General features: G+C 46.6%; 19 protein-coding genes and 1 riboswitch. Of the genes, 15 read left to right on the top strand and 4 right to left on the bottom strand.

Annotated features, from left to right (window positions below; genetic code table 11):
* Window position 1: 1 nt before the first annotated feature.
* Window positions 2-748, bottom strand: a complete 747-nt coding sequence (locus WBS51_RS08470; RefSeq protein ID WP_173749598.1) for an energy-coupling factor ABC transporter permease — start codon at window positions 746-748, stop codon at window positions 2-4.
* Between the two features lie 150 nt (window positions 749-898).
* A riboswitch (cobalamin riboswitch) is annotated at window positions 899-1,079 on the bottom strand.
* Window positions 1,080-1,235: 156 nt separating this feature from the next.
* On the opposite strand from WBS51_RS08470, the gene hemA reads away from it, so the two are divergent.
* The 7 genes from hemA to WBS51_RS08435 are packed head-to-tail and all read left to right on the top strand — an operon-like array spanning window position 1,236 to window position 9,376.
* Window positions 1,236-2,465: a glutamyl-tRNA reductase gene (hemA, locus tag WBS51_RS08465; RefSeq protein WP_294461137.1), complete on the top strand. Its 1,230-nt coding sequence runs from the start codon at window positions 1,236-1,238 to the stop codon at window positions 2,463-2,465.
* A 25-nt stretch (window positions 2,466-2,490) separates the two neighbouring features.
* Window positions 2,491-2,955 (top strand): precorrin-2 dehydrogenase/sirohydrochlorin ferrochelatase family protein, encoded by a 465-nt coding sequence (locus tag WBS51_RS08460; RefSeq protein ID WP_302702778.1) that lies wholly within the window; start codon window positions 2,491-2,493, stop codon window positions 2,953-2,955.
* Window positions 2,943-3,833, top strand: coding sequence for a hydroxymethylbilane synthase (gene hemC / locus WBS51_RS08455; RefSeq protein ID WP_294461132.1), 891 nt, complete (start codon window positions 2,943-2,945; stop codon window positions 3,831-3,833). Before WBS51_RS08460 ends, hemC begins: the two co-directional genes overlap by 13 nt.
* 13 nt (window positions 3,834-3,846) lie before the next feature.
* On the top strand, window positions 3,847-5,364 hold the full coding sequence (gene cobA / locus WBS51_RS08450; protein ID WP_294461129.1) for a uroporphyrinogen-III C-methyltransferase: 1,518 nt from the start codon (window positions 3,847-3,849) through the stop codon (window positions 5,362-5,364).
* 20 nt (window positions 5,365-5,384) lie between these two features.
* Window positions 5,385-6,371 carry a porphobilinogen synthase gene (gene hemB / locus WBS51_RS08445; protein WP_291683241.1) on the top strand — a complete coding sequence of 329 codons (987 nt, stop codon included), beginning with the start codon at window positions 5,385-5,387 and terminating at the stop codon, window positions 6,369-6,371.
* Complete coding sequence (hemL, locus tag WBS51_RS08440) at window positions 6,371-7,645, top strand: glutamate-1-semialdehyde 2,1-aminomutase (protein ID WP_294461126.1); 1,275 nt, start codon at window positions 6,371-6,373, stop codon at window positions 7,643-7,645. The genes hemB and hemL overlap by 1 nt, the downstream gene beginning before the upstream one ends.
* A gap of 18 nt (window positions 7,646-7,663) precedes the next feature.
* Window positions 7,664-9,376 carry a MutS-related protein gene (locus tag WBS51_RS08435; protein ID WP_291683242.1) on the top strand — a complete coding sequence of 571 codons (1,713 nt, stop codon included), beginning with the start codon at window positions 7,664-7,666 and terminating at the stop codon, window positions 9,374-9,376.
* Window positions 9,377-9,703: 327 nt separating this feature from the next.
* On the opposite strand, the gene WBS51_RS08430 is transcribed toward WBS51_RS08435, so the two are convergent.
* Window positions 9,704-9,937, bottom strand: a complete 234-nt coding sequence (locus WBS51_RS08430; protein ID WP_173749590.1) for a chorion class high-cysteine HCB protein 13 — start codon at window positions 9,935-9,937, stop codon at window positions 9,704-9,706.
* A gap of 76 nt (window positions 9,938-10,013) precedes the next feature.
* Window positions 10,014-11,708: a S8 family peptidase gene (locus tag WBS51_RS08425; protein WP_291683243.1), complete on the bottom strand. Its 1,695-nt coding sequence runs from the start codon at window positions 11,706-11,708 to the stop codon at window positions 10,014-10,016.
* 133 nt (window positions 11,709-11,841) lie between these two features.
* On the opposite strand from WBS51_RS08425, the gene WBS51_RS08420 reads away from it, so the two are divergent.
* The 4 genes from WBS51_RS08420 (at window position 11,842) to WBS51_RS08405 (ending at window position 16,076) form a co-directional block, all read left to right on the top strand.
* Entirely contained in the window at window positions 11,842-12,678 is an 837-nt protein-coding gene (locus WBS51_RS08420) for a S8 family peptidase (protein WP_294461118.1), read from the top strand.
* A 94-nt stretch (window positions 12,679-12,772) separates the two neighbouring features.
* A complete protein-coding gene (locus WBS51_RS08415; RefSeq protein ID WP_291683244.1) occupies window positions 12,773-14,161 on the top strand; it encodes a beta/alpha barrel domain-containing protein in 1,389 nt (462 codons plus the stop codon).
* Between the two features lie 19 nt (window positions 14,162-14,180).
* Window positions 14,181-14,846, top strand: coding sequence for a GntR family transcriptional regulator (locus WBS51_RS08410; protein WP_173749586.1), 666 nt, complete (start codon window positions 14,181-14,183; stop codon window positions 14,844-14,846).
* Window positions 14,847-14,867: 21 nt separating this feature from the next.
* A complete protein-coding gene (locus WBS51_RS08405; protein ID WP_173749585.1) occupies window positions 14,868-16,076 on the top strand; it encodes an NADP-dependent isocitrate dehydrogenase in 1,209 nt (402 codons plus the stop codon).
* Between the two features lie 43 nt (window positions 16,077-16,119).
* Here WBS51_RS08405 and abc-f read toward each other — a convergent pair whose 3' ends face one another.
* Window positions 16,120-18,030 (bottom strand): ribosomal protection-like ABC-F family protein, encoded by a 1,911-nt coding sequence (abc-f, locus tag WBS51_RS08400; protein ID WP_173749584.1) that lies wholly within the window; start codon window positions 18,028-18,030, stop codon window positions 16,120-16,122.
* A gap of 164 nt (window positions 18,031-18,194) precedes the next feature.
* Here abc-f and WBS51_RS08395 point away from each other — a divergent pair, with 164 nt between their 5' ends.
* The 4 genes from WBS51_RS08395 to WBS51_RS08380 all read left to right on the top strand — a co-directional run bounded on the left by WBS51_RS08395 (window position 18,195) and on the right by WBS51_RS08380 (window position 22,002).
* Window positions 18,195-18,842, top strand: coding sequence for a redox-sensing transcriptional repressor Rex (locus WBS51_RS08395; protein WP_173749583.1), 648 nt, complete (start codon window positions 18,195-18,197; stop codon window positions 18,840-18,842).
* An 83-nt stretch (window positions 18,843-18,925) separates the two neighbouring features.
* Window positions 18,926-20,404, top strand: coding sequence for an NAD(P)H-hydrate dehydratase (locus tag WBS51_RS08390; RefSeq protein ID WP_291683245.1), 1,479 nt, complete (start codon window positions 18,926-18,928; stop codon window positions 20,402-20,404).
* Between the two features lie 18 nt (window positions 20,405-20,422).
* Entirely contained in the window at window positions 20,423-21,571 is a 1,149-nt protein-coding gene (gene alr, locus WBS51_RS08385; protein WP_173749581.1) for an alanine racemase, read from the top strand.
* A 41-nt stretch (window positions 21,572-21,612) separates the two neighbouring features.
* The gene (locus WBS51_RS08380) at window positions 21,613-22,002 is read left to right on the top strand and encodes a type II toxin-antitoxin system PemK/MazF family toxin (RefSeq protein WP_180211134.1); all 390 of its coding nucleotides are present in this window, start codon (window positions 21,613-21,615) and stop codon (window positions 22,000-22,002) included.
* Window positions 22,003-22,084 lie beyond the last annotated feature (82 nt).

Raw genomic sequence — 22,084 nt, 5'->3', positions numbered from 1 at the left:
CTTATTTTCCCTCCTTTAAATAACCAATCGCACGAAGTTCCGGTTTAGCATAGGTTTCCAGACCCATGATAATCAATACCGTGATGACGCCTTCAATAAGAGCCAGAGGAACCTGTGTAGGTGCAAATACCAGCAGGAATTTGCCTACTGCAGCGCCAAAGGTGGTATCCGCATGATGGGCAAGAGCCATCTGTACCGCAGTCACGCAGTATGTAAATAAGTCACCTAAAAATGCGGCCAAAAATACACAGACTTTTTTATCCACATTGGCCTTTTTCAGCACAACATAAAGACCATAAGATACAAAAGGTCCTGCGATTGCCATGGAGAATGTGTTTGCTCCAATCGTAGTCAGTCCGCCGTGTGCCAGTAAAATAGCCTGGAACAGGAGAACAATCAGCCCCAGAATGGAAACGGCAGACGGGCCAAACAGAATTGCTCCAAGCCCGGTGCCTGTCATGTGAGAACAGCTTCCGGTTACGGAAGGAATCTTCAAGGAAGAAATTACAAAGACAAAGGCGCCGGACATAGCCAGCAGGGTGACCAGATTTCGGTGTTCGTTTAAAGTTTTTTTGATAGACATGAATCCTGCAATGAGAAACGGTACGCACAGGACACCCCATGCGATGCAGAATCCTCCCGGAAGGTAACCTTCCATAATGTGCATGGCACTGACGGTTGGGACAATGCCGAAGGTAAGCGCAAAGGCGCTTGCCAGTACCAGAATACGTTTTTGATTTTTACTCATTTTTCTTCTCCCTTCTGATTTGCATGAATAAAATAAAAAACCTGTACGGCAGGGACCGACAGGCATCAGAAGAACAAGAGGTTATAGCAAGGTGAATTGATATGCTATGAGCCAACCTGTTCTTACACAAGGCCATCGTTCGTAACCTGTGTAAATCGCATGTATAAGGCAGGTCTTCTGACTCAGGTATCTTTGCTGCATTTTGCCTTCCCATTACAACAGTGGCATATTAAAATACAGCTCCTCCATTACAGCGGCGTGACCGTGTAAGATTTTCACTTAACTTTCCTATTCTCCTGCATAGCAGGCACCGTTATACATTCAATTCTTGTTCCATTGTAGCATATAGGGAAATTTTGTCAATGTTTTGTCAAATGAAATTGTACAAAAATCACAAAATACTTAAGTTGCACCCAAAAGAATTCTATGCTAAGATGAAAAAAGATTTTTAAGAAAAGCAACAAAAGATATGGGAGATTAAAAAACAATGAGTATTTCCATGATTGGCATTGACTACAGCAGAGCAGCCGTGGACATCCGCGCACAGTTTTCTTTTACCAAGAAAAACGCTGTAGCTGCAATGGAACATTTAAAGGAAGAACCGGGCATTGCAGGCTGTATTATTTTGTCTACCTGCAACCGAATGGAAATTTGGGCAAGCACCACGGAAGACTGGCAGGGTTCTCTCTATGAATTTTTGTGCCGGGAAAAAGGGAAAGAACCGGCAGAATATGCACAGTATTTTGCGGAAAGGACAGAAGAGGAAGCAGTAGAACATCTTTTTTATCTTACCAGCGGTCTGAAATCCCAGATTCTGGCAGAAGACCAGATCATTACCCAGGTAAAGGATGCTCTGAGTTTGTCCAGGGAAGCCTACTGCACGGACAATGTGCTGGAGGTACTGTTTCGCATGGCGGTGACGGCAGCCAAGAAGGTAAAGACAAAAGTCATCTTTTCCAGGGGCAACAGTTCCGTGATTCATCAAGCCATTCACTGCCTGGAGGAAAAGGGCTTTTCCTTGTCTGGCAAAACCTGCATGGTTATCGGAAACGGAGAAATGGGCAAGGTGGCGGCGCTGGCTCTTAGAGAAGCAGGTGCAGAGGTGACGGTTACGGTGCGCCAGTATCGAAGCGGCATTGTCAATATCCCCAAGGGCTGTGAGCGGATTAATTACGGTGACCGGGGAGAATTTCTGCCTCAGTGCGATTTGGTTGTCAGCGCTACGGCCAGTCCTAACTATACACTGACCAGGGAGCTTCTGGAAACCGTCCCGCCCGTGGAACATCTGGTATTGATTGATTTGGCCGTACCAAGAGATATTGAACCCTCTGCCGGAGAACTTTCCGGTATTACCCTGTACGACATAGACAGCTTTAAGATTGATGCGGTTTCTCCGAAGCTGCAGCAGAGTCTGGAAAAAGCCGGGGAAATTTTGCAGGAACAGATGGAGGATTTTTACAACTGGTATGGCGGCAGAGACTTAATTCCCAGAATCCAGGACATTAAGGCAGAGGCGGTGCAGGATTTAAATCTCCGGATACTGAAAATTCTGCGGAAAACTCCCATGGAAGAAAAAGACCGGGAAAATCTGCTGCAGGCCATTGATACAGCTGCGGCAAAGGTGGTTAACAAAATGATGTTCGGGCTGAAGGATTCTCTGGAAGAAAAGGAATTTTTAAACTGCGTGGAAGGACTGGAAAAACTGTATGAAAACTGAAAAGGAAAATAAAAAATTTTTTCCTGTGTTTATAGACCTGAGCACAAAGAGAGTCGTAGTGTTTGGCGCGGGGAAGATTGCCACAAGGAGAGCAGAGACGCTGCTGTCTTTTGCAGGGGAGCTTATCGTCATTGCTCCGGCCTGTACAGAGAGGATTGCACAGCTTTTTGAGGAAGGAAAGCTGGTATATAAAGAAAAACTTTATGACCGGGAAGATTTGTATGCAGCAGATGTGGTGCTGGCTGCCACAGATGATACAAAAGTCAATGAGGACATTTACAGCGCCTGCAAATGTCTGGGGATTCCGGTGAATACGGCCAGCAATCAGCAAAAATGTGATTTTCATTTTCCGGGTATTCTGGAATATGAAGGCGTGGTGCTGGGCTTTAACGGCAGCGGAAAAGACCACAAAAAGGTAAAAGAGGTCCGCGAAAAAACCCGGAAAGCCCTGGAACAAATCCGAAAGGAAGAAGAAAAATGCGAAAAATAATCATTGGAAGCCGGGAGAGCAAACTGGCAGTGGTGCAGAGCGAAATGGTGAAAAAGGCCATTGAGGACAGCCACGAAGACATAGAGGTGGAGATTTACACCATGAAAACCACGGGGGATAAGATTCTGGATAGAACCCTGGATAAAATCGGCGGGAAAGGACTCTTTGTGAAAGAATTGGACAAAGCTCTTTTAGACAGAAAAACGGACATTTCCGTGCATAGCTTAAAAGATATGCCCATGGAAGTACCAAAAGAACTGCCGCTTCTGGCTTTTTCCAAAAGAGAAGACCCAAGGGATGTGCTGGTACTTCCCCAAGGGGTACATACGCTGGATAAGACGAAACCCATTGGCTGTTCCAGTCTCCGGAGAATTTTGCAGTTAAAAGAACTGTATCCGGATATGGAGTGCAAAAGCGTAAGAGGCAATGTCCAGACCCGTTTGAAAAAACTGGACAGCGGGGAATACAGCGCTCTCATACTGGCTGCGGCAGGACTGAAACGGCTTGGGCTTGAAGCACGGATTTCCCGGTATTTTCAGCCGGAAGAGATGATTCCCGCTGCAGGACAGGGAATTCTGGCAGTGCAGGGACGGGCAGGAGAGCCTGGGGATTATCTGAAGGAATTTTCCGACTTGGAGGGATTCTATGCGGCAGTGGCAGAACGAGCCTTTGTCCGGCATTTAGACGGCGGCTGTTCCTCTCCTGTAGCAGCCCATGCCGTAGTCCGTGAGAAGGAAATCGTCCTTCGGGGCTTGTATTATGATGAAGAAACCGGAAAATATGAAAAAGGCATGATAACCGGTCCGACAGAAGAAGGGGAAACGCTGGGTATTTCTCTTGCACAAAAACTGCGTGATACATGCAAAAATCAAGAATAAAGGAGCAGATAACATGAGTACAGGAAAAGTCTGGCTGGTAGGAGCGGGACCGGGAGATGCGGGGCTCTTTACCATAAAAGGAATGGAAACACTGCAGCAGGCAGAGGTGGTGGTTTACGACAGTCTGGTGGGACAGGAAATTCTCTCCCGGATACCGGAGAGCGCCCGCTGTATCAATGTGGGAAAACGGGCTTCTCATCACACTATGCCCCAGGAACAGATTAATCAGGTATTGGTAGAAGAAGCAAAGAAAGGACACCGTGTGGTGCGCTTAAAAGGCGGAGATCCCTTCCTTTTCGGACGGGGCGGGGAAGAACTGGAACTGCTGGTGAAAGAGGGGATTCCCTACGAAGTAGTTCCGGGTGTGACTTCTCCCATTGCCGTGCCGGCTTACAATGGAATTCCTGTGACACACCGGGACTTTACCTCTTCGGTGCACATTATTACGGGACATAAGAAGCAGGGAGCGGCTTATGATATTGATTTTGACGCACTGGTACGGACAAAGGGAACTCTGGTCTTTTTAATGGGAGTCAGCGCGCTTTCTGATATCTGCCAGTCCCTTTTGCAGGCAGGTATGGATCAGGATATGCCTGCGGCGATTTTGCAGAAAGGAACTACAGCAGGTCAGAAAAGAATTGTGGCAACGGTTTCCACATTGGAGGAAGAAGTTAAGAAACAGGGCATTGAGACCCCTGCTATTATTGTAGTGGGAAAGGTCTGTGCTCTGGCCAAAGAGTTTGCCTGGCATGAAAAGCTGCCTCTTTCCGGGTATAAGGTTATGGTTACAAGGCCAAGAGATTTGATTTCCTCTATGGCTTCCAGGCTGCGGCTTTTGGGGGCGGAAGTTCTGGAACTTCCGGCTATCCGCACAGAACCTTTAAAAGACCAGACGCTGCTTTATAAAGCCCTAAAAGCAGTGGATACTTACCAGTGGGTTGTATTTACCAGCCCTACCGGAGTGCGGATTTTCTTTGAGGAATTGTTAAAATCCGCCACTGACATTCGGAAACTGGCGCACTTGAAAGTTGCCGCCATTGGAAAAGGGACGAAAAAAGCTTTAGAAGAAAAGGGCTTTTTTGCTGATTATATGCCGGAGGTTTTCGACGGAGAGGCTCTTGGAAGGGGGCTCTGTGAGCTTTGTGAGGGAACGGAGAAAATTCTGCTTCCCCGTGCAAAAATGTGCAATCAGGAAATCCTTGCAGAGCTTGCCAAAAAGCCGGGGATTCTGGTAGATGACATTTCCATTTACGATACGTTCTATGAGACCAGAGATTTGCTTGACCGCAAAAAAGAATTTGAAACAGGAAGCATTGACTGTGCGGTCTTTACCAGCGCGTCTACGGTGCGGGGCTTTAGAGAAGCCACACCGGGACTGGATTATACCAAAGTGCGGGCAGCCTGCATTGGCAGACAGACCCAGGCTGAGGCAGCGGCTCTTGGCATGGAAACGTATATGGCCCGGGAAGCGTCTATTGACAGCCTTCTTACTCTGGTAATACAATTAAAAGGAAAAACAGCCCGCAAGTAAGGCAGAAGGAGTTGGAAATTATGGATATGAACATCAGGCCAAGAAGATTAAGAGGCAGCGAAATTATGCGGAAAATGGTCAGAGAGACACGAATAGACAAAAGTTCTCTGATTTATCCGATTTTTGTAAAAGAAGGCACGGGAATCAAGGAAGAAATTGCCACTATGCCGGGTCAGTACCGTTACAGCGTTGACCGGCTTTCGAAGGCTTTGGAGGAGCTTTTGGACGCAGGAGTCAATAAGGTAATGTTTTTTGGTATTCCTGATGTAAAGGATGAGGTGGGAAGCCAGGCATATGCCAGCGATGGTATTGTGCAGAAGGCTTTAGAGAAGGCAAAAGCAGAATTTCAGGGCGATATGTACCTGATTACCGATGTGTGTATGTGCGAATACACTTCTCACGGACACTGCGGCGTCCTCTGCGGACATGAAGTAGAAAATGATAAAACTCTGGAACTTCTGGCAAAAACCGCCCTTTCCCATGTACAGGCAGGCGCGGATATGGTGGCGCCCTCTGATATGATGGATGGAAGAGTACGGGCTATCCGCAGTCTTTTGGACAGGAATGGACACAAGGAAATTCCCATTATGTCTTATGCGGTGAAATACGCCTCTGCTTTTTACGGTCCTTTCCGTGACGCGGCAGGTTCTGCGCCGTCTTTTGGAGACAGGAAAAGCTACCAGATGGATTTTCATAACCGCAGAGAGGGGCTGAAAGAAGCCCTTCTGGATGTGGAAGAGGGCGCGGATATTCTTATGGTGAAGCCTGCCATGTCTTATCTGGATATGGTACGGGAGGTAAAGGACCGGACCCAGATTCCGGTGGCTGCTTACTCAGTCAGCGGAGAATATGCCATGGTAAAAGCCGGGGCAAAACTTGGCTACATTGAGGAAGACCGGATTATCTGTGAGATGGCAGCCAGTGCATACCGGGCAGGCACAGACATTTATCTCACTTATTTTGCAAAAGAAATTGCCAGATTTATAGAGGAAGGAAGAATCGGATAATGACAAAATCAGAAGAATTATTTCAAAGAGCAGTAAAGAGAATTCCGGGGGGCGTCAACAGCCCGGTACGGGCCTATGGCTCTGTAACGGAAGCCCCACGCTTTATTCAGGGAGCAGTGGGCTGTAAAATTTTTGATGTGGACGGAAACGAATACATTGACTACATTGATTCCTGGGGACCTATGATTTTAGGACACAACAATGAGCAGATTAAGGAAGCGGTTATCCGCGCCAGTGAAAACGGTCTGAGTTTTGGCTGTGCTACGGAAAAAGAAGTGGAAATGGCGGAATTTATCTGTGAGAGAATTCCTCATGTAGAGATGATTCGCATGGTAAACTCCGGCACTGAGGCAGTCATGAGCGCTCTGCGCGTGGCAAGAGGCTATACGGGAAAATCCAAAATCATTAAATTTGCCGGCTGTTATCATGGGCATACAGACGCTATGCTGGTAAGTGCCGGAAGCGGTGTGATGACCAGTGGAGTACCGGACAGCGCCGGTGTGCCAAAGGGCTGCACCCAGGACACCATGATTGCGGTTTACAATGATTTAAACAGTGTAGAGCAGCTTTTGGTGGAAAGCAAGGATCAGGTAGCGGCTATGATTGTAGAGCCGGTAGGGGCCAACATGGGTGTAGTTCCTCCAAAGGAAGGCTTTTTGCAGGGTCTGCGGGATTTGTGCGACAAGCACGGGGCACTGCTGATCTTCGATGAGGTTATTACGGGATTCCGTCTCAGCTTTGCCGGAGCAGCCGGATATTTCGGAATTACCCCGGACCTGGTGACTTACGGTAAGATTATCGGTGCAGGTATGCCTGTAGGGGCTTACGGCGGAAGAAAAGAGATTATGGAAATGGTGGCGCCGGCAGGCCCGGTATATCAGGCAGGGACTTTAAGCGGAAACCCCATTGCTATGGCAGCGGGACTTGTCCAGTTAAAAATCCTCTGGGACGACCAGGATATTTATAAACGCCTGCATCAGAAAGGAGAATTGCTTTTTGACGGTATCCGAAACATTTTCCGTGAAAAGAATGTGCCATACCAGGTGAATTCCGTGTCCTCCCTGGGCTGTATCTTCTTTGCCAAAGAGCCGGTAACGGATTATGCTTCTGCAAAAGCCTCAGATACCAAAGCCTTTTCCGATTATTTCCAGTATATGTTAAACCACGGGGTACATATGGCGCCATCTCAGTTTGAAGCCATGTTCCTTTCAGATGCCCATACGGAGACAGACATTCAGGAAACCCTGCAGCTTTTGCAGCAGTATTTCGCATAAGGAGGCAGGCAAAGCCCTATGGATAGCAATCTTTCAAACCTTGTTTTTCTGCTGCTGTTTTTTCTGGCTGCATCGATATTGATTCTCGTGCAGAATCGTTCCAACCAAAAGAGGTTTTTAGCGCGGATAAAAAATTCCTGGGGACAAATTCCTCCAAAGGAATACACCTACGAGGAACTGGAGCATATTGCCCAGTTCTTCCGACAGCGTGAAAAAAACGGCTTTTACATTGATGACATTACCTGGAATGACCTGGATATGGACCGTATCTTTATACTCATCAATCAGAGCTGTTCCCCTGTAGGGGCGGAATGTCTCTATGATCTTTTGCGGAAACCGGTTTTTGAGGAAAAAGAGTTAAAGGAAAGGCAGCGGCTCATAGAGTTTTTCCGCAGTCATCAGGAAGAACGGCAGAAGCTGCAAATGCTTTTGGCCAGTATCCGAAGACCGGGAAATGTGGGGATTTTTGAAGCTGTTCATGTGACAAGAGAAGTTACGGTTCAGGGAAAAACGGGACAGGTGCTCTGCTTGGGGGCTTTTTTGCTGTCGCTGCTGTTTTTTGTCTTAAAGCCGAATCCGGGGGTGCTGGTTTTTCTGCTTGTCTGCCTTGTAAATATCGGAACTTATTGGGGCAAAAAGGGAGAAATTGACGCTTATCTCACCAGTTTCGGCTGTGTACTTCAGCTTCTTGAGGCCCAGAAGAAGCTGGAAAAAGCAGGGATTCACCAGCTAAAAGAGTATGAGGAGCAGGGAAAACAGTATAAAAAGCAGCTTTCCGGCTTTCGAAAGGGAGCATTTTGGGTAACGGAGCGCAGCAGTACGGCAGGAGGCGGATTAGGAGGACTTTTTATGGACTATATCCGCATGATGACCCATATCGACTTGATTAAATTTCACGATATGATGCACAGCATGCAGGAGCATATGACAGAAATCGAAGGACTGATTTCTCTGTTCGGATATCTGGAAAGTATGATTTCCATTGCGTCTTTCCGGGAAATTCTGCCTTATTACAGCCTGCCCCAGTTTCTTTCCGAGGACAGGGCCCGAATGGAAACAGAAGATTTGTATCATCCTTTGATTTCCCATCCGGTATCCAACAGTATTTCTGCCCAGGGCGGAATTTTAGTCACAGGCTCCAACGCTTCCGGAAAGTCTACGTTTTTGAAAAATGTTGCCATTAATGCCATTCTGGCTCAGACGGTTTACACCTGCACAGCTTCTTCTTACCGTGCCCCATATTTTAAGGTGATGACTTCTATGGCGCTGCGGGACGATTTGGAAAGCGGAGAGAGCTATTTCATCGTGGAAATCCGTTCTTTGAAGCGGATTCTGGATGAGGCGGACCGGGACGGAAATCTGCTCTGTATCATTGACGAGGTGCTGCGGGGAACCAATACCATAGAGCGCATTGCCGCCTCCTCTGAAATTCTGTGGAGTATTTGCAGAAGCCATGTGCTGTCTTTTGCAGCTACCCATGATATTGAATTGTCTTACATACTGCAAAACCGCTATAAAAACTATCATTTTGAGGAAGAAGTGGGAGAAGATGACGTGGTCTTTAACTATCTTCTGAAAGAAGGGCGTGTGACCACCCGAAATGCCATTCGCCTTCTGGATATGATGAAATATGACCGGAAACTGACCCAAAGGGCCCGCCGTGCGGTGGAACATTTTGAGCAGGAAGGAGTATGGGAGAACATCGAAGATTCGGTTGATAAATGTCGATAAATAAAAGAAAATAAAACACGAATTCTGACAATTTTTCTTGACACAGAGCACAAATATTGTCATAATAGAAGTGTCGAAAGGCCTTACAGCCTTCTAAATCATGTCGACTTTTCTCAATTTCGTTATCAGCATTAAGCTGTAACTTCAAGATTTCACATTCGCTGAAGGAAGAAAGAAAAGCCGGAATGTACAAAAGACGGTTCCATTCTTCTCCTCTGCAGCGGCAGATGTGTCTTGTATGTTACGCATTACATACTCTCTTACGGGGATGCCAAAAGGCATCCCCGTTTTCTGTTTTGTCAGGTTCGGACAAATACTGCCGGGCTTTTAGCAGAATCCGTGTCCGTTGCCGCAGCACAGAAGCAGGATAAGCAGAAGCAGACAGCTGTTGTCGCCATTGCCGCAGCCACATCCGTCATTGTTGAAACCGTTGCCGCAGAAAGCCAGCAGAATCAGAATCCAAACGATACAGTTACAGTCTCCGAAACCTCTTCCTGTCATATTACCTCCGCAGTTGTCATCACATCCGCAGCCACAGTTTGTAGCAGCCAAATCACTCATGTTTGTTCCTCCAAATATTTTGTTTACAATTTCATACTATGCCGGGAATAAAAAATGGTGCTGAAAAATTTTATTTTCAGGAAAGAATAAAGGAGGAGAACACCTGATAGATATTTAAAGTTCCATATCCCCATTCCCGGTTGGGGTAGAGTTTGTCGCCGGTTCGTCCGGCGCCTCGTATGAGCAGGGCCTTTAGTTCTGAGTTGTTGAAAATTCTGGGCGGCGTCCGTCCCATGCCCCATTCGATAAGCAGGGCACAGCCTCCGGCTGTGATGGCAGCAGCAGCAGAGGTTCCGGTGATGGTGGAGTAGCGGTCTTTCGGAGCAGGAGCCAGAATATTTACGCCGGGGGCTGTGATATCCGGTTTAATCTGTCCGGTACGGGTAAAGCCTCTGCTGGAATTTAAAAGCAGGCTGTTGTTGTAGGCGTTGTAAGCCGCTGTGGTAATCACGGAAGAGGCTGCAGCAGGGACAGTAAGAGTGGTATCCGGATTGGGACGCAGAAATTTCACATCGGGATTGGAAAAGCCGGTAATGGGCAGCCACATATGGTAATCTCCGCTGTTGAAGCTGCTGGTGTAGACACGGATTTTCCAGGGGCCGGGGGTAGGATTGGAAAACCGAATAAAAATCAGCTGCTGTCCGGAAAGCGTCTGTACAATCTCAGAGGTGACAAAAATCCTGGTTTCTTCCAGAATAAAAGAAATCTTTTCACTGTAGCTGATACGGGGAGGGATTTTGGGTATGACTTCGCCAAGGGGTGATTCAAAGCCAACTGCATATAATTCCGGCGGCTGTCCCCACAATTCTACACAGAATCCCTGGGTATCCGGTTCCACCAGAATCTCAACAGCGTCGAATTGGTCAGAGCTTACGGCAGTACCGTAGTAATGATGGCCCTTCCCAGCCTCGTTTCCTGCTGCCACTACTGCATGAAGTCCACGGTAATTGTCTGTAATGGACAGCATGAAATCCAGCGGAGAGGTGCCGGAATGGGAACCTTGATTGGACCCCACTCCAATGCAGATAACCACCGGTTTTTTCAGTTCGTCTGCCAGCCGCACCAGATAGCGGATACCCATCATAATATCCGAGGACTGGTAGGCCGGTGCCTCTCCTGTAACATAGAACAGTTCTTTTAAATAATTCTTCGCTTCTTTTAACTTCACCATGGCAATCATGGCTTCCGGAGCCGCGCCGATAAAATCGTCTTCTGCCAGTTCACTGCCGGCTGCAATACCTGCCAGTTGGGTTCCATGTCCGTTTTCATCCTGGCTTGGTACAATCTGGAAAGGGTTCTGAGCTTTCAGGGCCTGTTCAATATCTTCTCTGGTGTAACCGCTTCCGTACTGCAAATCATAAGGCGGCGTACCGCTTTGGATGGTCTGATCCCAGATACCGTAAATCCGGCTGGAGCCGTCTTTTTGGCGAAAGGCCTTATGCGTGTAGGATATCCCGGTGTCGATAAAACCCAGCAGCACATCCCGGCCTTTCAGATTCAGTACCGGCTGATTTTGTACTGCAGTAATACCGGAAGCATCCAGAGACACGCTGTTTAGAAGTGTAAACAATTTGGGAACCGTATTATAAAAGAAGCCGTAATCATAATAATTCTGAAAAAATTCTTCAGCCAGAGGGTAGTGGATGATGCCGTAATATTCGTTGAAGATTCTTGCCCCATATTCCTTATAGTCTTCCAGAAACCCCGTATACACCGGCAAAATCAGGTCTGCATATTCCTCTGACAGAATCATCTCTTTTACAGAAGGCATAAAAACTCCTGAAATTCGTTTTTCTTAAATCTATGAAAAAGAAAAGAAAAACTTGACTGGAATCTGTGCACAGTATCACTGGTTTACCGACATAGAATAAGATAATAAAAAGGAAAAAGGCAGGTGAAAGAAAATGGCATATGTGCTTCCTACCGGAAGGGGTGTAACGGCAGCAGTGCTGGATACCGGCGCCTGCCCTCACAGGGATTTTGACAGCCGGATTCTGGCTTTTGAGGATTTCGTCCATGGCCGTTCTCTTCCCTATGATGATAATGGACACGGCACACATGTACTGGGGATTCTGGGCGGCAGCGGGAGAGCGTCCAACGGAAAATTCCGCGGCGCAGCCCCCGGCTGCGGTCTGATTCCTCTAAAGGTACTGGATAAAAATGGAAACGGAAGTCAGGAAACCGTTATCGAAGCCATGCAGTGGATTTTAAAATACCGTGAAAAATATCATATCCGCATTGTAAATATTTCTGTGGGAACTACCCGCAGGGAGGGGCATGAACAACTGATTGAGGCTGTGGAGGAGGCTTGGGACGCGGGATTGATTGTGGTGGCAGCAGCAGGAAATCAGGGACCGGGGCAGGGCAGTGTCACCGCCCCCGGCTGCAGCCGGAAGATTATTACGGTAGGCTCCTCGGATATGATAGTCCATAATCTGGGACTTTCCGGACGGGGACCTACCAAAGACTGTGTAAGCAAACCGGATATTGTAGCGCCAGGCAATGCAGTAACCTCTTGTGCTAATTTCCCTGCAGCCTTTCCCTATACAGTAAAAAGTGGCACCTCCATGTCCACGCCTCTGGTTTCCGGCGGGATTGCCCTCTTTTTGGAACTGCACCCGGAATCTACCAATCTGGACATCAAAAAACGGCTCAGAAGCACTGCCATAGATTTGGGCTACCCTCACAACCTGCAGGGATGGGGACTTTTCCGACTGAAAAATTTTCTGGAGGGAAAATGAAAAACAGACTTGACATTCCGATTGTGATTGTATACAATGATACAAATGCTTTATTAATGCATAGTATTAAGTCGATAAACAAGGAGTGAGTACCATGATAAACAGAGCTGTCAGAATGAATTATCACACAAATTTACTGGAACTGGAAGAACACATGTATCCCCTGGTGGATGTAGAAACTCCCAATGTGTTCCATAACCTGTTTCCCTATTCTGAAGTTCCCAAAATTGCGTTCAATGACCGTATTGTTCCCCATCATATGCCGGATGATATCTGGATTACAGATACGACCTTCCGGGACGGTCAGCAGTCCAGAGCTCCCTATACCGCAGAGCAGATTGTGCGCATTTACGAGTATCTTCATCGTCTGGGCGGTCCGAACGGAAAAATCCGCCAGAGTGAATTTTTTCTTTACAGTAAAAAAGACCGGGACGCGGTAGATAAATGTATGGAAAAAGGGTATTCATTCCCGGAAATTACCGGCTGGATTCGGGCCAGTAAAAAGGATTTTGAACTGGTAAAAGAACTGGGATTAAAGGAATGTGGAATTCTGGTGAGCTGTTCAGACTACCATATTTTTTACAAAATGAAAATGACACGGCGAGAGGCCATGGAACATTACCTCAGTGTTATCCGGGACTGTCTGGAAATTGGTATCAGCCCCAGATGCCACCTGGAAGATATTACGAGGGCTGATATCTACGGCTATGTAATTCCTTTCTGCATGGAGCTGACGAGACTTATGGAAGAATATTCCATTCCCATTAAGGTTCGCTGCTGTGATACCATGGGCTACGGGGTCAATTATCCCGGCGCTGTGATACCGCGTTCTATTCCCGGTATCATTTACGGAATTATGACGCATGCCGGTTTTCCTTCGGAACTCATTGAGTTTCATGGGCACAATGACTTTTACAAAGCCGTGAGCAATTCCACTACAGCCTGGCTGTACGGCGCCAGCGGAGTAAACTGTTCTCTTTTTGGCATCGGGGAGCGGACAGGAAATACGCCGCTTGAGGCCATGGTTTTTGAGTATGCCCAGTTAAAAGGTACTTTAGACGGCATGGACACCACCGTCATTACCGAACTGGCTGAATATTACGAAAAGGAATTGGGATACCACATTCCGCCTCAGACACCTTTTGTAGGTTCTTCCTTTAATGTGACGAGAGCCGGAATTCATGCAGATGGCCTCTTGAAAAATGAAGAGATTTATAATATCTTTGATACAGAGAAATTTTTAAAGAAAGCACCTCAGGTAGCTGTTTCCAATACTTCCGGCCTGGCTGGCATTGCCCACTGGATAAACAACCATTTCCACCTGACCGGAGAAAAGCAGATTGACAAAAACAGTGAACTGGCTGTGATGGTAAAGGCCTGGGTGGATAAACAATATGAAGAAGGAAGAGTCACAGTTCTTACAGACGAAGAACTTCTGGCAGTGATCGCCGAAAGCTGCAACTGTCTGCAGATGGAACTGTGATAAGAAGGTGTAAAGCAATATGGCAGCAATATCTTTAAGAGGAAAAGTATTTGACAAAATCCGGGAGGATATTTTAAAAGGCAGGTATAAAAAGGGCGACGAGCTGGTGGAATGTACCATTGGAAAGGAACTGGGGGTCAGCCGTACGCCTGTCCGGGAGGCTATCCGCCAGCTGGAACTGGAAGGACTGGTACAGCTGATACCAAATAAAGGAGCCTTTGTCACCGGAATTTCCTCAAAAGACGTTATGGATATGTATCAAATCCGGGCAAAGCTGGAAGGACTGTGTGCAGCCATGGCGGCAGAGAACATTACCAAAGAACAGTTGGAAGAAATGGAAGAGGCGGTATATCTATCAGATTTCCACGCAGACAAGGGCAATTACGAACAGGTCTGCCAGCAGGACGGCAGGTTTCATCAGCTTTTATATCAGGCATCAGGAAGCCGGATTCTGGCGCATACCCTTTCCGATTTTCACGAATATCTGCAGAGAGTCCGAATGGCTTCTGTGAAGTTCCGTATGCGCGCCCGCCCTTCAAACAGCGAACACAAAACCATTTTAGAAGCCATTCGGACAAAAGATACAAAAAGGGCCGAGGAGGCTGCTTATCTGCATATCCGCAACACCATGGAAAACCTGAAGAATTTTGATATGGAAAAAGTTTTAAGGGAAGAAATCAAATAAGAGAAAAGGAGCGTAACCACTATGGGAAAAATAGCAATGACCACACCTTTGGTAGAAATGGATGGAGATGAAATGACCCGAATCCTCTGGAAAATCATCAAAGAGGAATTACTGGAGCCTTTTGTGGATTTGAAAACCGAGTATTATGACTTGGGCCTTACATACCGCAATGAAACCAATGACGCGGTAACAGTAGACGCAGCAAACGCAGTGAAAAAATACAAGGTTGGGGTAAAATGCGCGACGATTACCCCTAATGCAGCCCGTATGGAAGAATATCACTTAAAAGAAATGTACAAAAGTCCCAACGGAACCATTCGTTCTATGCTGGACGGCACTGTGTTCCGCGCGCCCATCGTTGTAAAAGGCATTGAACCCTGTGTGAAAAACTGGAAGAAGCCTATTACCCTGGCCAGACATGCCTATGGGGATGTGTACAAGAATACAGAAATGCGGATACCGGGCCCCGGCAAGGCAGAACTGGTCTTTACTGCTCAGGACGGCACCGAAACCCGGCAGATGATTCACGAATTTAAGGGCGCAGGTGTGCTGCAGGGTATGCACAATCTGGACGAGTCTATCGAAAGTTTTGCCAGAAGTTGTTTCTCTTATGCCCTGGATACTCAGCAGGATTTGTGGTTTGCCACTAAGGATACCATTTCCAAACAGTATGACCACACCTTTAAAGATATTTTCCAGGAAATCTATGATACTGAATATAAAGAAGCCTTTGAAAAAACAGGACTGACTTATTTCTATACCCTCATAGACGACGCAGTAGCCAGAGTGATGAAAGCAGAAGGCGGTTTTATCTGGGCCTGCAAAAATTATGACGGAGATGTTATGAGTGACATGGTTTCCTCTGCCTTTGGTTCTCTGGCTATGATGACTTCTGTGCTGGTATCGCCCAAGGGATATTTTGAATATGAGGCAGCGCACGGCACAGTACAGCGCCATTATTACAGACACTTAAAAGGGGAAGAAACCTCTACCAACTCGGTGGCAACGATTTTTGCCTGGAGCGGAGCTCTTAGAAAAAGAGGAGAACTGGATGACAACACGAAACTGCAGCATTTTGCAGACAAACTGGAAGCAGCTACAGTAAACGTCATTGAAAGCGGAAGAATGACCAAAGATTTGGCGCTGATTACCAGTATTCCTGCCCCTACGGTTTTGAACAGCCGGGACTTTATCTGTGAAATCCGAAAAGAGCTGGAAGCTGCACTTTAAATCTGCCTCTTTACGAAAAATTTTGAAAAATGGGAAGAGCCGCTTATTCAGCCAGCTCTTCCCATTTTTCATACAGCTTTTCCAGTTTTTCGGCAATTTCTGCCTTTTCTTTGGAAAGGCGGACACATTCTGCCACATTAGTGGCCACCTCCGGATTTGCCATTTCCTCATCAATTTCACTGTCTCTTTGCTCCAGTTCTTCAATGGCCTTTTCCGTTTTCTTTAAATCATTTTCCCGTTTCCGAAGACGGGCCTGCTCCTCTTTTTGCTGCTTCCAATCCATTTTCGTGGCAGATACGGTTTCTGTGTAAACTTCTTCCCGGACTTCGGGGGCATAGATGTCAGTCAGTTCTTCCTTTTTTTCCAGATAATAATCGTAATTGCCGATATAGTTTACCAGTTTGTGATTGGTCAAGTCCAGAATCCTGGTGGCTGTTTTATTGATAAAATAACGGTCATGGGACACATAGAGCACGGTACCTTCATAGTTATTTAAGGCTTCCTCCAGGATTTCTTTGGAAGTAATATCCAGATGGTTGGTAGGCTCATCCAGAATCAGGAAGTTGGCCTGGGAAAGCATAAGTTTGGCTAAAGACACACGCCCCCGTTCCCCGCCGCTTAAAGCAGAAATCGGCTTAAACACATCATCTCCGGTAAAGAGAAAGGCGGCCAGCAGGTTGCGGATTTCCGTATTCGTCAGCTTTGGATAATCATCGGAAATTTCCTCAAAAATGGTTTTCTCCATGTGGAGTACATGGTGTTCCTGGTCGTAGTATCCGATATGTACTTTGCTGCCCAGGCGGAAGCTGCCGTTGTCCGCAGGAATCACCTGATTTAAAATTTTTAAAATCGTGGTTTTTCCCGTCCCGTTGCTTCCGATAATAGCCACCCGCTCACCCCGCTTAATCTGAAAGTTTAAATCCTCAAAAAGCGGGAGAGAGGGAAAGGACTTGGTAAGGTGTTCTACAGTCAGCACATCGTTGCCGCTTATCACCCGAGGCTTTAAAGTAATCCGCATGGAATCGTCCACTTCCACAGGCTTTTCCAATACTTCTATTTTATCCAGCATTTTTTCCCGGCTTTCTGCCCGCCGTATGGATTTTTCCCGGTTAAAAGACTTTAATTTGGCAATGACGGCTTCCTGGTGTTTGATTTCCTGCTGCTGGTTTAAGTAAGCCTGATACGCGGCTCTTCGAAGCATAGCCTTTTTTTCACTGTAGGCGCTGTAGTTTCCTGTAAAAGACGTAACTTTTGTATTGTCAATTTCCACAATTTTCGTGGCGACCTTATCCAGGAAATAGCGGTCATGGGATACAATAAAGACAGCCCCCGGATAGTTCAAAAGATAGGTTTCCAGCCACGCAATGGAATCCATGTCCAAATGGTTGGTAGGCTCGTCCAGAAGGATGATATCCGGCTTGGATAAAAGAAGACGGCCAAGGGCCACACGGGTTTTCTGTCCCCCGGAAAGTGTGGAAATCATTTTGCCGAAATCTTCCTCTGCAAAGCCAAGTCCCTTTAAGACTCCGGTCAGTTCACTTTTGTAGGCATACCCGTTTTCCAGTTCAAACTCATGGGTCAGACGGGAATAGGCCTCCATAATCTTGTTCAATTCTTCTCCCTGGGTGTATTTCATCTCTTTCTCCAGCTGACGCATACGCACCTCCATATCCAGAATGTGCTGCTTTACCTGCAAAAGAGCGTCATAAATAGACAAGTCGCTGGTCAGCTCCTGGTGCTGAGCCAGATAGCCCATGGTTTTCCCTTTGGCTAAAATAACCTGCCCGCTGTCCGGGGGAAGTTCCCCCACAATGATTTTAAAAAGCGTGGATTTTCCTGCCCCGTTAATGCCCACCAAAGCGGCTTTTTCCCGCTCTTCAATATGGAAGCTGGCGTCTGCCAGCAGGGTAACGCCATCAAAAGATTTTTCTATATTCTGACATGCAAGTATCATGATAATTATCTCCTTTAAACTCCGTACAGCTACGAAAGCTGTCCTATTTATTATATCGAAAAATACAGGTTTGACAACAGAGAAACGAAAATTAATTGACTTTAATTTAACAATACACTATAATGGAGCGTAGAAATGTGTATTTTGAATACAGGAGGGTTGTTATGGAGGGAAAATCCATTTCAAAGGCAGTAATTAAAAGACTACCCCGATATTACAGATACTTAGGTGAGCTTATAGAAGAAGGCGTAGAACGAATATCCTCCAATGAGTTAAGCGAAAAGATGCGGGTAACCGCGTCTCAGATTCGTCAGGATTTGAATAATTTCGGCGGCTTCGGGCAACAGGGCTATGGATATAATGTTCCCTATTTATATGATGAAATCGGAAAAATTTTGGGACTGGACAAGACGTACCACATGATTATCATTGGTGCCGGCAATCTTGGACAGGCACTTGCCAACTATGTAAAATTTGAAAAAAGAGGCTTTAAAATTGTAGGTATCTTTGATGTGAATCCGGTACTGAAAGGAATTTCCATCAGAGGAAATGAAATCCGTATGATGGACGAGCTTCCAGAGTTTTTAAAAGAGCAGAATGTGGATATAGCCACGCTGACCCTGCCGAAAAACAACGCGGCAGAGACAGCTGATTTACTGGTAAAAAACGGAATTCGGGCTATCTGGAATTTTGCACATCTGGATTTGGATGTACCAGAGGATGTTATCGTAGAAAATGTACATCTTTCCGAAAGTTTAATGCGTCTGTCTTATAATCTGAATTGTTATGAAAACGAACATCCAAAAAAATAACAACGTAAAAAGCTGCTGTAAAATGTAAAAGAGATTTTGCGGCAGCCTTTTCGCTTTACGCAAGGAAAAAGGACGGGTGAAACATGGAGGAGATTGTAACCGGAAAGCAGATGAAGGAACTGGATGCCTACACCATAGAAACCATGGGAGTACCTTCTCTGGTACTTATGGAGCGGGCGGGACTGCAGGTCTTTGAGAGTATGAAAAAAGAGGGGCTTCCCCTTTCAAAAGTGCTGGTGCTGTGCGGTTCCGGAAATAACGGGGCGGACGGTGTGGTCATTGCCCGGCTTTTGTTTCTGGCAGGATATCAGGTACATGTCTGTATTTTGGGAAATCCGGAACATTTTACAAAAGAAATGAAAACGCAGATAGAAATTGGCAGAAATTATGGAATTTCCTTTGTCAAGACTTTCTGTGTACATGAATATACTACTATCGTGGATGCTCTTTTGGGTGTAGGGCTTTCCAGGGAAGTTTCGGGTCTTTACCGGGAAACCATAGAAAAACTACAGGATTTTTCAGGGAAAATCGCAGCCGTGGACATCCCTTCCGGTATTGACGCAGATACAGGAGCGGTATGGGGCTGTGCCGTCAGGGCAGACCTTACCGTTACCTTTGCCTATAAGAAAGCAGGGCTCTGCCTGTATCCCGGTGCAGCCTATGCCGGAAAACTGCTTACGGCAGATGTGGGCATTTACCGCAAAGACAAAAGGTCTCCAGAGCTTTTTGCCTGTACGGACAGGGAACTTAAAAAACTCACCAGAAAACCGGACGGCAATAAGGGCAGCTTCGGCAAGGTCTTTCTGGCCGCAGGCAGCCGGGAAATTTTCGGCGCAGCGTATCTTAGCGGACAGGCTGCTCTGCGAAGCGGCGCAGGTATGCTGAAACTCTGTACGCCAAAAGAAAACAGGGGGTTGTTTACTTGCTTCCCTGAAGCCATGCTGGCACTTTATGAGGACGCTGCGGATATGGAAAACCTGGTGAGAGAAAACCTATGCTGGGCTGATGTGGCCGGCATTGGTCCCGGTCTTGGTACTTCTCCTCAGGCGGAAAGACTTTTAGAGACTCTTTTGAAATACGCAGACAAACCGCTGGTTATTGACGCAGATGGCCTGAATCTGCTAAAGGGTAAGGAAAAGCTTTTAAAAAGCTGTAAAGCTCCGGTGATACTGACCCCTCATCTGGGAGAATTTGCCCGCATGACGGGAATCTCTGTAAAAGAATGGAAGAAAAATCCTCTGACGATTACCAAAGAAACGGCAAAGAAACTGGGTGTCCTGCTGGTGTGCAAAGATGCCAGAACGATTATCAGCCGGGGAACAGAGGAAACCTGTATCAATCTGTGCGGCAATGACGGTATGGCGACAGCCGGAAGCGGAGATGTGCTCACCGGACTGATTCTGGGGCTTCTGGCTCAGGGACTTTCTCCATGGGAGGCAGCCTGCACAGGTGTTTATCTCCATGGAAAGGCAGGAGATTTGGCAGCAGAGAAAAAGGGCAGAGCCGCTATGCTGGCGGGTGATATTTTAGAAGCTGCAGGAGAGATTCTGAAGGAACTTTAACAGGAAAGAAGGACAATTATGAAGATACAGAAAAGAATCCAGGCAAACATCAACCTGGACGCCATTGCATATAATCTGGAAAACATAAAGAAAAACCTGCAAAAAGACACACAGATTATAGCTGTGCTGAAAGCGGATGGCTATGGGCACGGTGCCATACCCCTGGCAAAAGAAATCGAATCTTATCCCTATATCTGGGGAATTGCGGTTGCGACTGTGGACGAGGGTATGGAGCTGCGCCGGGCAGGGATTCAAAAGCCCATTCTTATTTTAGGCTATACTTACGAAGAAGATTACGACCGGATTGTACAGGAGGACTTCCGTCCCACAGTATTTAAGCTGTCTATGGCCGAAAAACTGTCACAGGCTGCAAAAAAAGCCGGAAAAACTTTGAAAATACATATTAAAATTGATACCGGCATGACTCGTATCGGGTATCGCAGTCCGCAGGAGGACATTCCGGAGATTGTAAAGATTTCCAAACTTCCCGGACTTGAAGCAGAGGGAATTTTTACTCATTTTGCCAGGGCAGATGAAAACGATGTTTCTCCGGCAGCCCGCCAGTTGGAAAAGTTTCTGGCATTTCTGACAGGACTTGAAAAGGCCGGAGTCACGTTTCCTCTGCGCCACTGTTCCAACAGTGCAGGCATTATCCGGATGCCGGACGCAAATCTGGACGCGGTCCGGGCCGGAGTCATCCTCTATGGCCTGTATCCTTCTGAGGAAGTAGAGAAAGAGCCGGTGCCTTTAAAAGCGGTCATGGAGTTAAAAAGCCATATTGCATACATAAAAACCGTAGAACCGGGAGTAGAAATCAGTTATGGCGGTACTTTTACCACAACAGAGCCCACAAAAGTGGCAACCATTCCCGTAGGATATGCAGACGGATATTCCAGAGGCCTGTCAAACAAAGGCAGTGTCCTTATCCGGGGCAGACGGGCGCCTATTTTGGGCAGAGTCTGTATGGACCAGTTTATGGTGGATGTAACCCATATTCCGGAGGCAGAAGAACTGGATGAGGTAACCCTTCTGGGAAAAGACGGAGAGGATTGTATTACCATGGAAGAACTGGGGAACCTTTCCGGCAGATTCAACTATGAATTTGCCTGCTGTATCAGCAAACGTGTTCCGAGAGTTTATTATAAAAACGGACAGGTACAGGAATAAGTTTAGATAATACATGAATACACACAAAGAAACTGGGAAGAATGATAAGCAGATATGAGAAAACAAATCGGAGTGTGAAATGTGTGGTTATCAAACGCGGAGATATTTATTATGCCGACCTGCGGCCTGTAGTAGGCAGCGAACAGGGCGGAATCAGACCGGTTCTGATTATACAGAATGATATCGGAAATAAACACAGCCCCACGGTTATATGTGCGGCGATTACTTCCAGAATGAACAAGGCCAAGCTGCCTACGCATATTGAAATTGACGCAGCTTCCTATGCCATTGTCAAAGATTCCGTTATCCTGCTGGAGCAGCTTAGAACCATTGACAAAAGGCGGTTAAAAGATAAGGTATGCCACCTGGATGCGGAGATTTTGCAGAAAGTAAATCATGCTCTCTGTATCAGCCTGGAGCTTCCTACATAGCCGGACCCCTGGTTTTTATGTGCGGAAATCTTGACTAACGAAAGGGAAAATGGTATTTTATTCATGGCACGGTTAAAACATC

This window comes from Blautia acetica (assembly GCF_038739805.1).
Classification (GTDB): domain Bacteria; phylum Bacillota; class Clostridia; order Lachnospirales; family Lachnospiraceae; genus Blautia.
Note: the sequence above shows the minus strand (reverse complement) of the source record. Positions and strands in the feature narration are given on the sequence as shown.